Below are 14,644 nucleotides of genomic sequence, written 5' to 3' on the forward strand. Positions count from 1 at the left end.
GGTCGCGACAATGGTCGACAAGATTCCAATTCTTAAAATGGGTCGCTACCTGCTGCTGAGCATCCAGGTAGACATGCATGACCAATTGGCCATGGACCTGCAGGAGGACCTGACCGAACAGATCGTTCGGCACAGTGCCAAGGGCGTGCTGATCGATATCTCTTCGCTGGAGATCGTCGACTCCTTTATCGGTCGCATGCTGTCGCACATCGCCAACGTGTCCCGGATTCTCGACGCCAAGGTAATCGTTGTCGGTATGCAGCCGGCAGTCGCGATCACCCTGGTGGAACTCGGGCTGTCGTTGTCTGGAATCGCCACCGCGCTCAATGTCGAGAAAGGCATGCGCTGGCTGGAAAAAAACGTGAACGATGATCTAGTCGCCGAGGTCGAGAGTGACGAACACAGAGACACTCCCGCTGAAACAGGAAACTGACATCGTCATTATCCGCCAACGGGTCCGCAAGGCCGCCGAGGAAGCGCGGCTGGGCCTGGTATCGCAGACCAAGATCGTTACCGCGGCCAGCGAGATCGCGCGTAACGCGTTGATCTACGGCGGCGGTGGCGAGTGTCTGCTTGAACGCACATTGCGCGATGGCCGCGCGGCAGTCCGGCTGGTGGTCGCTGACCAAGGCCAGGGCATCGCCGACCTGGATCAAGCGATGGTCGATGGCTACACCTCAGGCAGCGGCCTGGGCCTCGGCCTGAGCGGCGCCCGTCGGCTAGTGGATCACTTCAGCATTCAGAGCGCCGCAGGCGCGGGTACCACCGTGGAACTGTGGAAATGGAAGTAGATAGCCGGGTTTGCAGCCTGGTGATCCCTGTCGGTGACCTGGCCCATGTGGATGCGGCTCGCCGGGCGATCGTGCGTCAGGCGAGCCAGCTGACCGACGACGAAGAACGCCTCGGCAAACTCACCATCGTGGTTCAAGAGCTGGGGCGCAACCTGGTGCTGCACGCAGGCCACGGCCAGCTGATCTATCGCCAGGGGCCGGATAGCATCAGCCTGCTGGCCGTGGACAGCGGCCCCGGCATGGCCAACGTAGGGCAATGCCTGGCCGACCATTACTCCTCCATCGGTACCATGGGCGTTGGGCTGGGGTCGGTCCGGCGCCTGGCGGATCAGTTCGATATTTTCTCCCAGCCAGAGCAGGGCACCGTGGTGTTCGCCGGCTTCGAGCTGGCCCCACCTTCTACAGGCTTGCGCCATGGCGCCGTGTGCGTGCCGTATCCGGGCGAGAACGTGGCCGGCGATGCCTGGGCGGTGGTGGGTAATCGAGTGATGATCTGTGATGGCCTGGGCCATGGCCACGCCGCGAGCGCCGCCAGCACGCGCGCTCGCGAAGTGTTTGAGGAGCACGACGCGCGTCACTCGCTGGAACAGCTGATGGACAAGTTGCACCGCGCGTTGATGCCCACCCGCGGCGGGGCGGTCGGTATTGCCGAAATAAAACCGGAAACACGCCAGGTGCTGTATTGCGGCATGGGTAATATCGCCGGGCTGGTGCTCGGGGAAAAAAACCGCGGCATGGTGTCCAGCAATGGCACGGTTGGCTACAGAATTGGTCGAATCCATACCTTTTCTTATCCATGGGACCCAGGCTCCGTGCTCATTATGACCAGCGATGGCATCAAGACCCGTCTCGACACCGACAGCTACCCAGGGCTGCGCGTTCGCCATCCGGAAGTCATCGCCGGGTTGTTGCACCGGGACTTCCACCGTCAGAACGACGACTCCACCGTGGTGGTGGCGCGAATTGACTGACCTCCGGCGCCTGACAAGCCTGCTCATCCAGGCTGAAACCGATGTGGTCATGTGCCGCCAATGTGCCAAGCAGATCGCCGGCTGGCTGGGCTTGCCCACGCTCGACCAGATCCGCCTGGCCACGGCGGTCTCGGAACTCGCGCGCAATATCTACCAGTACGCCGGTAGCGGCACCTTCCATTTTTATCTGGATCGCGACCCGCTGGGCAAAGCGGCCGGCATCATGTTCGAGGCCATCGATCAGGGCCCCGGTATCGCCGAGCTGCAGGATATCCTCAACGGCAGCTACATCTCGCCCACCGGCATGGGCGTAGGCTTGCTGGGCGCTCGGCGGCTGCTGGAGCACTGGACTATCGAAACCGGCCCGACCGGTACCCGTATCCGGGCGGGCAAAGCCGTGCACCCGCCCCTGCCCTTCCCCGACGACCGCAAGATCGAGGGGCTACGCCGTACGCTTGCCAGCGCGGGCCTGGCTGACCCCTTCATCGCGCTGCAAGAGCAAGGCTCGGAGCTACTGCTCACTGCTTCGGAATTGGAGAGCAAGCAGCGCGAGCTTGAAGCCACCAACCTGGAATTGGAAACCACCAACAAAGGGGTGGTCGCGCTTTATTCGGAACTGGAAAAAACCGCTCACGAACTGACTGCAGCCAGCGAGTCCAAGAGCCGTTTCTTTTCCAACATGACTCATGAGTTCCGCACCCCGATCAACATCATCGAGAACATCTCCAAGCTGTTGCTCAACGGTACCGATGGCCACCTCAATCCCGAGCAGCTCAAGCAAGTAGGCTTTATCAGCGCGGCAGCCGGTGAGCTGGCCGAGATGGTCAATGAACTGCTGGACCTCGCCGAAGCCGAGTCCGGGCGCATGGAGGTGGTGGCCTCGGCCTTCCCCCTGGAGACCTTCGTCGAACAGCTGCGGCAGTTCACCGCCGCGCTGGCGCTGCGTTACCCGCGCCTGACTTGGGAAGTCATCCCGCTCGAACACCCTGTGGTACTGGAAACCGACCGTAACCGGCTGTTCCAGATCATGCGCAACCTGATCAGCAATGCCTTCAAATACACCCCCGAAGGCTCAGTGACGGTACGGGTGTTCCAGCCTAGCGAGAAAACCATCGAACTGGTCGTCGAAGACACCGGGGTCGGGATTTCCGAGGATAACCTGGGGCGGATATTCGAAGAATTCGCCCGGGTACGCATGCCTGGCCTGACCCAGGTCCAAGGCAATGGCCTTGGCTTGCCCCTGGCACAACGGCTGGCGGTTCTGCTGCACGGCGAGATTCGCGTGCGCAGTGTGCCTGGCCAGGGCAGCCAGTTCAGCGTGGACATCGCCAGGCGGCTTCACGAGGAAGACGATGACGACCTGCGCAGCTTGAGCCTTGAAGGGCTGACAGTGCTGATCATCGACGACAACGACGGCGATCGCTACCTGCTACGGCATCTGCTCGAGCCCTACAAACCGCTGATCATCGAAGCAGCGTCCGCCGGCGACAGCATCGACAAGCTGCACGCGGTACGTCCCGACATCATCTTCCTGGACCTTGAATTGCCCGACATTTATGGTGCAGACCTGCTCGAAAGCATGGACTGGGCGATGCACGCACGCGTGCTGATCAACACTGCCAAGCCGCTAGAAGAGGCCGAGCGGCTGGCGCTGGCAAGCCAATGCGCGGGCGTGCTGCTCAAAGGCCAGCCCAATTACACGGATTCGGTGCTGCGGCAACTGCGGCAGCTCTCGGGGAGTTTCCGCGATGCGCACTAGGCGGATTCTTATCATCGATGACATGCACGCCAACCGTTATGTGTTGCGCAAGATCCTGTCCAACGAGCAGAACTACGAAGTACTCGAAGCTAGCAACGGCGCCGACGGCCTGGCGTTGATGGACACCACTGTCGACCTGGTGATCCTGGACATCAACCTGCCCGACATGAGCGGCTTCGAGCTGATTCGCGAAGCCGAGCGCAAGCTTGGCAGCGATCACGTACCGGCGATCATAAACATATCCGCGACCTTCATCAGTGGCGCGGACAAGGCCATGGGCCTGAACAAGGGTGCCCGGGCCTACCTGACCCACCCGATCGACGCCGAGGAAATGCTTGCCACCATCGCCAGCCTGGTCAAATCCGATAACCGTCTGGAGCGGATCGAGCGGCGGCGACAGGTTGCGGTAGCACGCAGCGAAAGCCTTCGGGCAGAAAAAATCATGCTTGAGCGCTTCATGCGCTCGTTCAGCCATGACCTGCGCTCCCCTCTGGCGGCGGCCACCATGGTCACCGGGCTGATGAAGAAAAACCCCGCCCGGCGCACCGAGGAGCTGTTGCAGATCCTTGAAGACAACTTGCGGCGCATAGACCGTATGATCGGCAACGTGCTGGACATCTCGCACGTTGCCATGGGAGGCGGTATCAAGCTGGCTGCCGAGCCTCTGGTGGTCGGCCCCCTGTTCGAAGACGCACTGAACAACCTTCGGCTGCAAGTGCCGCAGGTGATCGAAGCGCAGCTGAACGCCACGGATGTAGTGGTCAGCTGGGATCGAAACGCGTTCCTGCGTATTCTCGACAACCTGGTCATCAATGCCAGCAAACATGGCGACCACGAAGCGCCTATCCGGGTAACCCAGTGGCTGGATGGCAGCGATATCCGCTTCAGCGTGGCGAACCTTGGCAGCTTCCCCGAAGAAGTGCTGACCAACCTGGCCACGCCTTACTTTATTTCAACCCGTAGCGAAACCAAGGGCTGGGGCCTGGGGCTGCCTATCGTCAAGGCGTTGTGCGAAAGCTGCGGCGGGCATGTGGCCTTCGATAACCACGACGGCGGAGCGAAGGTAGAGGTGCGGCTGCCGTTGAGCCTGCAAGGGGTTGGCGAGCGGCCCTGAGGCGTGGCGGAGGTCAGGGGCTGTAGGAAGCGCCAGACGTTCGCAGGCTGGCGCCAGCTCCTACAAGAGCAGGGATCAAATCCCGTCGCGCGCAATATCCATGGCGAAGTAGGTCAGGATGAGGTCCGCGCCAGCTCGCTTGATCGCCCCCAGGCTCTCACGCATGACTCGCGCTTCATCGATCGCGCCGGCGGCCGCGCCGAACTTGATCATCGCGTATTCGCCACTCACCTGATATGCCGCCAGCGGTAGTCGCGAGGCCTCGCGAATGTCGCGGATGATGTCCAGGTAGGCCCCGGCTGGTTTCACCATCAAGGCATCGGCCCCTTCCTGCTCGTCGAGCAACGACTCGCGGATCGCCTCGCGGCGGTTCATCGGGTTCATCTGGTAAGCCTTGCGATCGCCCTTCAAGGCTGTGCCGCCAGCCTCCCGGAATGGGCCGTAGAGTGACGAGGCGAACTTGGTGGAGTACGCCATGATCGAGGTCTGGTGAAACCCGGCTGCGTCCAACGCGCCACGGATCGCCTGCACCTGGCCGTCCATCGCAGCGGAAGGGGCAATGAAATCAGCGCCTGCCTGAGCCGCAACCACCGCCTGCTTGCCGAGATTGATCAGGGTCGCGTCATTATCGACTTCATGCCCGTGCAGCACGCCACAATGCCCGTGGGAGGTGTACTCACAGAAACAGGTGTCGGACATCACCAGCAGCTCGGGCGCGGTGTCCTTGCAAATGCGCGCCATGCGCGCCACCAGCCCATTTTCGTTCCAGGTGTCGCTGCCGGTAGCATCCAGGTGATGGGACACCCCGAAGGTCATCACCGAACGGATGCCCGCGCGGGCATAGCGCTCGATTTCGCCCGCCAGGCGGGACTCGGGAATACGGTTCACCCCCGGCATGCTGGTGATCGGCACGAAGTCGTCGATGCCCTCTTCCACGAAGATCGGCAGCACCAGGTCCTCTAGCCGAAACTCCGTCTCCTGGAACACCGAGCGCAGGGCCGGCGATTGCCGAAGGCGGCGTGGGCGGCTGACGGGAAACATATTGCTCATTTCAATACCTTTAAGTGATCAACTGACGCGCTCATAGCCGCCGAGCACGCCCTTCTTGGACAATACCCACTGCCAGAGCTGAATGTCTCGCGCCCTGAACGCTCCTGCGCAGGACAACAGATAGTAACGCCACATGCGGAAGAACCGCTCGCCCATGCGCTCGGCGAAACTGGGCCACGCGGCTTCGAAGTTCTTGCACCATGCCATGAGCGTCTTGTCATAGTCCGCCCCGAAGTTATGCATGTCCTCGGCGACGAACAACCCGTCGATGGCATCCCCCACCTGGCCGATGGAGGGCAGGTCGCCGTTGCGGAATATATATTTATCGATCCAGCGGTCAGGCGTGCTGTGACGGCGGTTCTTGCCGATGGTATGCAACAGGAACAGGCCGTCATCTTTGAGGCAGCGATGGGCGGTTTCCATGTACACCCGATGATTCTTGCGCCCTACGTGCTCGAACATGCCAACGCTGACGATATGGTCGAATTGTTCATCGATATCGCGGTAATCCTGCAGCCGGAAATCCAGTGGCAGGTCAGGATAACGCGCCTTGGCCCAATCGCACTGCTCGCGGGAAATGGTTACTCCCACGCACTCGACGCCATAGTGCTGGGCAGCATACGACATGAAACTGCCCCAGCCACAGCCGATGTCCAGCACCCGCTGGCCGGGTGTGAGGCGCAACTTGCGGCAGATGAGGTCCAGCTTGGCCGTCTGTGCTTCGGCAAGATCACTCGCGTCCTTCCAGTAGCCGCAGGTATAGGTCATGCGGGGATCGAGCATGCTTTCATAGAACTCGTTGCCCAGGTCGTAATGCTGCTCACCCACTTGCCAGGCGCGATCCTTGTTCTGCAAGTTAAGGAACTTGGCCTTGACCGCATGAAACAGTAACGCAGCGGGGTTGACCATATCCGCCACTCCGGCGCGCAATAGCCGGGCAAAGAACTCGTCGAGGTGTTCCGCCTCCCAGTCGCCATTCATGTACGCCTCGCCTAGGCCAAGGTTGCCTTCAGCCAGTGCCCGGGCAGGTACGCCAGGGTCCTTGAGGGTCATATCCCAGGGTTGCACGCCATGCATGCCGATTCCGGCTCTGGTCAACAGTTCCTGAGCAAAGCGCAAGGAGCCTGACGCGTTGTCGACGGAAGCGGAAGCGGAAGAAGCAGGTGAACCAGAAAGCTTGGTGTGCATAGCTATCCCCTGTTCAAGACGTGCGATTTAACTGGCGGTTTCGAAGTACCTATGGAGGGCAGTGGCGTAATGTGTACAGTCTAGTAGCGCATCATGGTCGCTGTGATCAGCGCAACGGCAACAGCAAGCGTAACAGCGACGGGCGCGCCCTGCCTGTAGACGGAAGCTAATGAAGCGATGGATTTTATTTATCACTCAAGAGTAAGCCGGCACTTGGCCGGCCAACAATGGGGGCTTGGGAAAAGTCCGTTACCGCAGCGGCAATAATGTTCGCCTGCCACACCCTGCAAGAGCGTGCGACAGGCGCCGAACTTGACCAGAACAGCGTGGCGCCTAGACCGTAGCCTTACCCGGCTTGGCCAGCAGGCCGTCGGCGCGGAACATCTGGCGAATGCCCCGCACGGCTTGTCGAATACGATCGTGGTTTTCAATCAGGGCAAAGCGCACGTGGTCGTCGCCGTAGTCCCCGAAGCCAATGCCGGGCGATACGCATACCTTCGCTTCAGCCAGCAACTTCTTGGCGAACTCCAGAGAGCCCAGCGCGGCATAGGGTTCGGGGATCTTCGCCCAGACATACATCGACGCCTTGGGGTTTTCGACCATCCAGCCGATCTCATGCAAGCCCTTGACCAAGGTGTTGCGACGCTGGCGATACTGCTCGGCGATGTCCCGCACGCATTGCTGGTCGCCTTCCAGCGCCGCAATGGCCGCGACCTGCAGCGGCGTGAAGGTGCCGTAGTCATGGTAGCTCTTGATCCGCGCCAGCGCCGACACCAGCTCGGGGTTACCGACCATGAAGCCAATCCGCCAGCCAGCCATGTTGTAGCTTTTGGAGAGGGTGAAGAACTCCACGGCGATGTCTTTCGCCCCTGGCACCTGCATGATCGATGGAGCTTTCCAGCCGTCGTAGACGATGTCCGCGTAAGCCAGGTCGTGCACGACCAGCACGTCATAACGCTTGGCGAGCTCAACCACCCGCTCGAAGAAGTCCAGCTCCACGCACTGTGCAGTCGGGTTGGAGGGGAAGCCCAGGATCATCATCTTCGGCTTGGGGATCGACTCGCGGATCGCCCGTTCCAGCTCATTGAAGAAGTCCACCCCCGGCACCAAAGGTACGGAGCGCACTTGGGCGCCTGCGATCACAGCGCCGTAAATGTGGATCGGGTAGCTGGGGTTGGGCACCAGCACAGTGTCGCCCTGGTCCAGGGTTGCCAGCATCAAGTGCGCCAACCCTTCCTTGGAGCCGATAGTAACGATTGCTTCGCTTTCAGGGTCGATCTCGACTCCATAGCGGTCACCATACCAGCGGGAAATCGCCCGGCGCAGGCGCGGAATGCCTCGGGAAGTGGAATAGCCATGGGTGTCTTCGCGCTGAGCGACGTTGACCAGCTTTTCCACGATATGCGGCGGCGTGGCCCCGTCCGGGTTGCCCATGCTCAGGTCGATGATGTCTTCGCCGCGACGGCGCGCGGCCATCTTGAGTTCGGCAGTGATATTGAAAACGTAGGGGGGAAGGCGATCAATGCGCGCGAAGCGGCGCGGCGAACGGAGTTCGGCCATGGTGTCCTCGATGTACGTAAGCGCCCGGAACCGTCCGAGCGACGTAGGCCAGATCATTGGCCTGCGCCGAAGATACGGTGGCCGGCGCATGGCTGTCCAGCGGCGCCCATAAAAAAACCGGGCAAGGCCCGGTTAGTCAGGATCGCGGCTCATCGCCGGCAATGGCGGCTGCTACGGCAGCGCCGAGGTCAGCAACAAGTCCGCCGATGCCTTGAAGTCCACCGACATCATCACGCTAAGGGCCGTGATGGTGAAGATGGAAAAAACGAACAGCTTGCGCGCCCATACACGGTCGTCAGCGGCCTTGTAGCCGGTCCACGCCATGTACAGCCAATACATCCCCATCGCTGCGGCAACTGCCATGTAGCTCAGGCCCGCATAGCCTCCCAAAGTAAGCATCAGGGTGGCTAGCACGAAGGCGAGGATGTAATACAGGATGTGCCGTTTGGCCACCGAGATACCCCGCTCCACCGGCAGCACCGGGATGGAAGCAGCGCGGTAGTCATTGAAGCGGAAGATGGCGATCGCATACGAATGCGGCATTTGCCACAGGCTGAACATCACCAGCAAGGTCATTGCGGCCATGTCGAAACGCCCAGTGACCGCCACATAGCCGATCACCGGCGGCATGGCCCCGGACAAACTCCCGACCAGCGTGCCGTGCACGGACTTGCGCTTCAGGTACAGGCTATACAGCCCGACATAAATGGCAAAGCCGATAAAGCCGCAGAACGCAGCCAGGGGGTTGGCCAGCTTGTAGAGCATGCCAAGCCCCAGCACCCCAAGCACCGTGGCATACGCTAGGGCTACCTTGACCGAAATCAGGCCCTGGACGATGGCCCGGTTCTTGGTGCGCTCCATCTTCACGTCAATGTCGCGGTCGATGCAGTTGTTGAACGCGCAACCGGACGCGACGACCAGCGAAGTACCGATCACCGTGGCAAGGAACAGGCCGAGATCGACATGCCCTTGCGCGGCAAGGAAGAAGCCGCCTGCCACTGAAAGCACGTTACCGAAAATGATCCCCGGTTTGGTGATTTGGATAAAGTGCTTCACAGACATGCGAGCTACCTCACTTCGCCAGCATGAAGTGATGGATGCTGAACATGATCCACAGCGACAGGCCAACCAGGAACGCGATGATCACCGCCGAGAAGATAAAGGCGATGACGTTCCAGCGTTGCTCGGAAGAGCGGTCCAGGTGCAGGAAGTACACCAGGTGAACGATCACCTGGATAACCGCGAACACCAATACGATCGCCAGGATGGCGTCCTTGGACATCGACTGGAACATGACCAGGCCGAACGGAATCACCGTCAGGATCACCGACAGGACGAAGCCGACCATGTACGACTTGAAGCTACCGTGGCTTGCGCCGCCGGCGGAATGGTTGTTAGCCATTACAGGGCCCCCATCAGGTATACAACGGTGAACACGCAGATCCAGACCACGTCCAGGAAGTGCCAGAACAAGCTAAGGCAGCTCATGCGGGTCTGGTTGGTCGCGGTCAGGCCGTTCTTGCTGATTTGCGCCATCAGCACCGCCATCCACAGCAGACCGCTGGACACGTGCAGGCCGTGAGTACCGACCAGCGTGAAGAATGCGGACAGGAAACCGCTTTTATCCGGACCGTGACCTTCTTCGATCAGCTTGTGGAACTCGTTAATCTCCATGCCGATGAAGCCCAGGCCAAAGAGGAAGGTGATGAACAGCCAGGTCATCACACCGCTCTTGTTGCCTTTGTGCATCGCCAGCATGGAGAAGCCGAACGTGATCGAGCTGAACAACAGCAGGAAGGTTTCGACCAGCACATAGCCCAGTTCGAAGATGTCGTGGCCCGAAGGCCCGCCTGCCACGTTCCCTACCAGCACCGCATACGCGGCGAACAGGCAGGAGAACAGAATGCAGTCCGTCATCAGGTAGATCCAGAAGCCGAAGACAGTCATGCCCCCGGCGTCGTGGTGATCGTCGTGCCCATGCTCGTGGCTATGGGCGACTTCACCGTGCAGAACGGTATTTACCATGGTTCAAACCTTCTCCAACGTGGAGTTCACACGGGTACCACCGGCAAAGCCTGCTTGGGCGTTGGCCAGGGCGCGCTGACGCTCGCCTTCGATACGGGCCACTTCGGCGGCCGGAACGTAGTAGTCGATGTCATCGTCGTAGCTGCGGATGATCAAGGTAACGATCATGCCGACGAAGCCGACGATGGCAGCCCACCAGATGTGCCAGATGAGCGCGAAGCCAAGCACCAGGCTGAATGCAGCCATGATGACGCCCATGCCGGTATTGCGAGGCATGTGGATCTGTTTGTAATCAGCGGCGTTGGCGGTGGCCTCGGCACGTTCTTTCATGCCCCAGTAGGCGTCCAGGTCGGAAACCACGGGTACTTCAGCGAAGTTGTAGAACGGCGGTGGCGAGGAGGTGGACCATTCCAGGGTACGGCCATCCCATGGGTCGCCAGTGACGTCGACGTTCTTGTGGCGATCGCGGATCGACACGTACAACTGAATCAGCTGGCAGGCGATACCGACGGCAACCAGCAGGGCGCCGAACATCGCGATGTACAGCCATGGCGTCCACTCCGGGTTATCGGTGTGGTTCAGGCGACGGGTCATGCCCATGAAACCCAGCACGTACAGCGGCATGAAGGCGAAGTAGAAGCCCAGCAGCCAGAACCAGAAGCTGGCCTTGCCCCAACGCTCGTTCAGGGTGAAACCGAAGGCTTTCGGGAACCAGAAGGCGAAGCCCGCCAGGTAGCCGAACACTGCGCCGCCGATGATCACGTTATGGAAGTGAGCGATCAGGAACAGGCTGTTGTGGAGCACGAAGTCCGCGCCCGGAACGGCCAGCAGAACGCCGGTCATGCCACCGATACTGAAGGTGACGATGAAACCTATCGTCCATAGCATCGGCGATTTGAACTCGATGCGGCCGCGGTACATGGTGAACAGCCAGGTGAAGATTTTCACCCCTGTGGGTACCGCGATGACCATCGTCATGATGCCGAAGAAGGCGTTGACGTTGGCGCCCGAACCCATGGTGAAGAAGTGGTGCAGCCAAACGATGAACGACAGGACGGTGATCGCCACTGTTGCGTATACCAGCGAGACGTACCCGAACAGGCGCTTCTTCGAGAAGGTGGAAGTCACCTCCGAGAACACACCGAAGGCCGGGAGAATCAGGATATAAACTTCAGGGTGGCCCCATGCCCAGAACAGGTTGACGTACATCATCGGGTTGCCACCAAGCTCGTTGGTGAAGAAGTGCATACCCAGATAACGGTCAAGCGTCAGCAGGAACAGCGTAGCGGTGAGGATCGGGAACGAGGCGGCGATCAGGATCGCGGTGCACAGGCAGTTCCAGGTGAACACCGGCATTTTCATCAAGGTCATGCCGGGGGCACGCATCTTGAGGATGGTCACGATGAAGTTCACACCGGTCAGCAAGGTACCCAAACCGGATATCTGCAGTGCCCAGATGTAGTAGTCCACGCCCACGCCAGGGCTGTACTGGATGCCAGCCAGTGGCGGATACGCGACCCAGCCGGTCTTGCCGAACTCGCCAACCCCCAGGGAGATGTTGACCAGCAGCACGCCAACCACGAAGAACCAGAAGCTGATGGAGTTCAGGAACGGGAACGCCACATCGCGTGCACCGATCTGCAGCGGAACCACGATGTTCATCAGGCCAATCATGAACGGCATGGCCATGAAGATGATCATGATCGTACCGTGGGCGGTGAAGATCTGATCGTAGTGTTCCGGTGGCAGGTAGCCGGTGGACCCAGCGACGGCGACCGCTTGCTGCGACCGCATCATGATGGCGTCGGCAAAGCCACGCAGCAGCATGACCACGGCAACGGCGATATACATCACGCCGATCTTTTTATGGTCGACAGAGGTGAACCACTCTTTCCAGAGATAGCCCCACTTCTTGTAGTAGGTGATCGCCGCGAATGCGCCTGCCCCGAGCACCGCAACGATGGCAAGGGTCACCATCACTATCGGCTCGTGGAAGGGTATCGCTTCCAGCGTTAATTTACCGAACATCTTTTACTCCTCTGCCCCAGCAGCTGAATTCTCACTTACTTCCTTACCTTCCTTGCCAAGCACACCCTTCTCGTGCATCCCATGGTGGCCTGGGTTCATGCCTTCATACTTATCGATGATGGACTGGAACAGGTTAGGCGTGGCCGAGGAATACAGCGCGACGGGGTTCTTTTCGCTTGGTTTGGCCAGTGCGGCGTATTCGGCCGAATCAAGCTTCTTCGGTGAATTGCGAACTTCGTTGACCCAGGTATCGAACGCTTCCTGGGTGGTGGCTTGAGCCTGGAAGGTCATGCCGGTAAAGCCGGCGCCACTATAGTTAGCGGAGATGCCCTGGAAGTCGCCGTTCTGGTTGGCGATCAGGTGAAGCTTGGTTTGCATGCCGGCCATGGCATAGATCTGGCCACCCAGTGCCGGAATGAAGAACGAGTTCATTACCGCGTCAGAGGTGATTTCGAAACTAAGCGGGGTATGTGCCGGGAAGACGATCTTGTTGACCGTCGCAATGCCTTGTTCCGGGTAAATGAACAGCCATTTCCAGTCCAGCGCGACGACCTGAATGCGCACCGGCTTCACGTCCGAATCCAATGGGCGATACGGGTCGAGGTGGTGGGTGGAAACGTAGGTCACATAGCCCAGGACCGCGATGATGATCAGCGGGACGCCCCACACGATCGCTTCGATTTTAGTGGAGTGGGCCCACTCGGGCGCGTAGGTGGCGCTCCGGTTCGACGCGCGATATCTCCAGGCGAACAGGAAGGTCATGACGATCACCGGAATGACCACCGTGAGCATCAGTGCGAAAGCGAGGAGAATCAGGTTTCTCTCGTCGATGCCTACCTGCCCCTTGGGGTTGAGCAGGGTCCAGTCGCACCCACTGAGAAAAAGCATGCCGAAAAAGGGCAATATGCCAAACAGTCTGGGGTAACGCTTTTTACTCATCTCACGACCTCTAAAGCTTGCTTCAATGCAATGTGTGTTGTGATCGCCAACACTTCGTCCTGCCAAGCGTCAGCATTTTTTCGGGATCGTCCACGGAATGCCTGGTAACCAGCCGCGGCTGAAGTAGGCAACCAGTGTCGTGCAGTGCTCAAATTGCTTTGACTCGTCCGATTATAGGCAAGTCGCCCGATCGCGCCCCATTCCTTTGGGCCGGACAATCGTGAAGGGTAGACAACCGGATACCGCAAGCGCCTCGCAACGCCCGAAAAAAAAGGCTTATGCCTTGATTTCCAAGGGCCTGAGGGGTGGGCTATGCAGAAATTGCCGCGATTGTAGTGAGCTAGCCCCACGATGAATATGACTTATATAGCAACAGTACATTACGGATTATGCAACAATGCGTCACCGTTTCAACCCCTTGCGACACGATGTCGCACCGCCGTCGCAGCGGCTGTAGGCCTTGTGCTGTAAGGGTTTCAGAAGGTTCAGCAGTTGCATGGTGGCCAGGAGGGGCTGGCCGCACATTAGCGGCCGGCATGATTCATGACGAGCGTCGGTTGCGCCAGACACCGAGCGGAACCAATACCACGGTCAGGGTGAATGCCACTAGCGCCCACTGTGCCAGCGACAGGCCCAGGATTGGCGGATAGGGCGTGGTGCAAAAACCTTGGACTTCGAATACCGAAGGCAGGAGCTTCGCCAGTGGCAGGCCATCGACGATCGGTTGGAGGGTATCCACGCCACAGCTGGACAACGGATGCGCCAATACCCAGGCATGCTGCCCAGCGGCGGCGAGCCCCGCTACCGCGCTGATCACCACCAGGGCCTCGAACACCGTTACGCCGCGCTGGCCAGGCATGGCCGCTCCAATGAAGGCGAACAGTGCGATCAGGACGAAGGCATAGCGCTGCAGGATGCACAGTGGACACGGCGCCTCTTCGAGGACGACCTGCAGATAGAGCGCGCCGCCCAGCATTGCCAGGCAGATAACACCTAAAAGAAGAAGAAAGCGCCGCTCGCGGGCGAGTCGCGGTTGAATCTGGTTCATTGAGGGTCCTGTAGTGCAGAGCGGCCCGGAATTGCAAGGCCGCTAGAGGTTTGTACGAAAGGTTGGCGCGCGAAGACCGGGCAAGGCGGGCGTAGCCACTTTCCGTACAAAGCCTAAGGTAGCACCGTTGATCGGGGTGAGAGTAAAGGGAGGGCGGATTAAACCTCGGTT

At 59.9% G+C, this 14,644-nt stretch carries 14 protein-coding genes; 5 read left to right on the forward strand and 9 right to left on the reverse strand.

All coding sequences use genetic code 11. The annotated features are described in order from the left end of the window. Positions 1-10: 10 nt before the first annotated feature. The 5 genes from OGL93_RS10470 to OGL93_RS10490 are packed head-to-tail and all read left to right on the forward strand — an operon-like array spanning position 11 to position 4,635. Positions 11-433, forward strand: a complete 423-nt coding sequence (locus OGL93_RS10470) for an STAS domain-containing protein (protein WP_181117151.1) — start codon at positions 11-13, stop codon at positions 431-433. Further along, positions 393-791, forward strand: coding sequence for an ATP-binding protein (locus OGL93_RS10475; protein ID WP_263262575.1), 399 nt, complete (start codon positions 393-395; stop codon positions 789-791). The genes OGL93_RS10470 and OGL93_RS10475 overlap by 41 nt, the downstream gene beginning before the upstream one ends. Continuing rightward, positions 782-1,762: a SpoIIE family protein phosphatase gene (locus OGL93_RS10480; RefSeq protein WP_263262576.1), complete on the forward strand. Its 981-nt coding sequence runs from the start codon at positions 782-784 to the stop codon at positions 1,760-1,762. Before OGL93_RS10475 ends, OGL93_RS10480 begins: the two co-directional genes overlap by 10 nt. Next, complete coding sequence (locus OGL93_RS10485; protein WP_263262577.1) at positions 1,755-3,521, forward strand: ATP-binding protein; 1,767 nt, start codon at positions 1,755-1,757, stop codon at positions 3,519-3,521. The genes OGL93_RS10480 and OGL93_RS10485 overlap by 8 nt, the downstream gene beginning before the upstream one ends. Beyond that, positions 3,511-4,635: a response regulator gene (locus tag OGL93_RS10490; protein ID WP_263262578.1), complete on the forward strand. Its 1,125-nt coding sequence runs from the start codon at positions 3,511-3,513 to the stop codon at positions 4,633-4,635. Before OGL93_RS10485 ends, OGL93_RS10490 begins: the two co-directional genes overlap by 11 nt. Positions 4,636-4,710: 75 nt before the next feature. On the opposite strand, the gene hemB is transcribed toward OGL93_RS10490, so the two are convergent. From hemB to OGL93_RS10535, 9 genes are all read right to left on the reverse strand, one after another. Beyond that, positions 4,711-5,685 (reverse strand): porphobilinogen synthase, encoded by a 975-nt coding sequence (hemB, locus tag OGL93_RS10495; protein WP_263262579.1) that lies wholly within the window; start codon positions 5,683-5,685, stop codon positions 4,711-4,713. Positions 5,686-5,703: 18 nt separating this feature from the next. Continuing rightward, positions 5,704-6,873 (reverse strand): cyclopropane fatty acyl phospholipid synthase, encoded by a 1,170-nt coding sequence (cfa, locus tag OGL93_RS10500; protein ID WP_263262580.1) that lies wholly within the window; start codon positions 6,871-6,873, stop codon positions 5,704-5,706. Positions 6,874-7,206: 333 nt separating this feature from the next. After that, the gene (alaC, locus tag OGL93_RS10505; RefSeq protein WP_263262581.1) at positions 7,207-8,433 is read right to left on the reverse strand and encodes an alanine transaminase; all 1,227 of its coding nucleotides are present in this window, start codon (positions 8,431-8,433) and stop codon (positions 7,207-7,209) included. Between the two features lie 171 nt (positions 8,434-8,604). Further along, entirely contained in the window at positions 8,605-9,495 is an 891-nt protein-coding gene (gene cyoE, locus OGL93_RS10510) for a heme o synthase (RefSeq protein WP_263262582.1), read from the reverse strand. Positions 9,496-9,505: 10 nt separating this feature from the next. Then, the gene (cyoD, locus tag OGL93_RS10515) at positions 9,506-9,835 is read right to left on the reverse strand and encodes a cytochrome o ubiquinol oxidase subunit IV (RefSeq protein WP_263262583.1); all 330 of its coding nucleotides are present in this window, start codon (positions 9,833-9,835) and stop codon (positions 9,506-9,508) included. Then, positions 9,835-10,458: a cytochrome o ubiquinol oxidase subunit III gene (locus OGL93_RS10520; RefSeq protein WP_263262584.1), complete on the reverse strand. Its 624-nt coding sequence runs from the start codon at positions 10,456-10,458 to the stop codon at positions 9,835-9,837. The genes cyoD and OGL93_RS10520 overlap by 1 nt, the downstream gene beginning before the upstream one ends. 3 nt (positions 10,459-10,461) lie before the next feature. Next, positions 10,462-12,486, reverse strand: a complete 2,025-nt coding sequence (cyoB, locus tag OGL93_RS10525; protein ID WP_263262585.1) for a cytochrome o ubiquinol oxidase subunit I — start codon at positions 12,484-12,486, stop codon at positions 10,462-10,464. A gap of 3 nt (positions 12,487-12,489) precedes the next feature. Further along, complete coding sequence (cyoA, locus tag OGL93_RS10530; RefSeq protein WP_263262586.1) at positions 12,490-13,425, reverse strand: ubiquinol oxidase subunit II; 936 nt, start codon at positions 13,423-13,425, stop codon at positions 12,490-12,492. A gap of 541 nt (positions 13,426-13,966) precedes the next feature. Next, on the reverse strand, positions 13,967-14,473 hold the full coding sequence (locus OGL93_RS10535; RefSeq protein WP_263262587.1) for a disulfide bond formation protein B: 507 nt from the start codon (positions 14,471-14,473) through the stop codon (positions 13,967-13,969). Between the last annotated feature and the right edge of the window lie 171 nt (positions 14,474-14,644).

Origin of the sequence: Pseudomonas sp. RIT-PI-S (assembly GCF_025642975.1) — a bacterium.
Classification (GTDB): Bacteria; Pseudomonadota; Gammaproteobacteria; order Pseudomonadales; family Pseudomonadaceae; genus Aquipseudomonas.

Excerpts from the sequence above, each read along its gene's own strand:
- OGL93_RS10535 (WP_263262587.1), bottom strand. The coding sequence starts at position 14,473 with ATGAACCAGATTCAACCGCGACTCGCCCGCGAGCGGCGCTTTCTTCTT.
- cyoE (WP_263262582.1), bottom strand. The coding sequence starts at position 9,495 with ATGTCTGTGAAGCACTTTATCCAAATCACCAAACCGGGGATCATTTTC.
- OGL93_RS10520 (WP_263262584.1), bottom strand. The coding sequence starts at position 10,458 with ATGGTAAATACCGTTCTGCACGGTGAAGTCGCCCATAGCCACGAGCAT.
- cyoB (WP_263262585.1), bottom strand. The coding sequence starts at position 12,486 with ATGTTCGGTAAATTAACGCTGGAAGCGATACCCTTCCACGAGCCGATA.
- hemB (WP_263262579.1), bottom strand. The coding sequence starts at position 5,685 with ATGAGCAATATGTTTCCCGTCAGCCGCCCACGCCGCCTTCGGCAATCG.
- OGL93_RS10470 (WP_181117151.1), top strand. The coding sequence starts at position 11 with ATGGTCGACAAGATTCCAATTCTTAAAATGGGTCGCTACCTGCTGCTG.
- cfa (WP_263262580.1), bottom strand. The coding sequence starts at position 6,873 with ATGCACACCAAGCTTTCTGGTTCACCTGCTTCTTCCGCTTCCGCTTCC.
- OGL93_RS10480 (WP_263262576.1), top strand. The coding sequence starts at position 782 with ATGGAAGTAGATAGCCGGGTTTGCAGCCTGGTGATCCCTGTCGGTGAC.
- cyoD (WP_263262583.1), bottom strand. The coding sequence starts at position 9,835 with ATGGCTAACAACCATTCCGCCGGCGGCGCAAGCCACGGTAGCTTCAAG.
- cyoA (WP_263262586.1), bottom strand. The coding sequence starts at position 13,425 with ATGAGTAAAAAGCGTTACCCCAGACTGTTTGGCATATTGCCCTTTTTC.
- alaC (WP_263262581.1), bottom strand. The coding sequence starts at position 8,433 with ATGGCCGAACTCCGTTCGCCGCGCCGCTTCGCGCGCATTGATCGCCTT.
- OGL93_RS10490 (WP_263262578.1), top strand. The coding sequence starts at position 3,511 with ATGCGCACTAGGCGGATTCTTATCATCGATGACATGCACGCCAACCGT.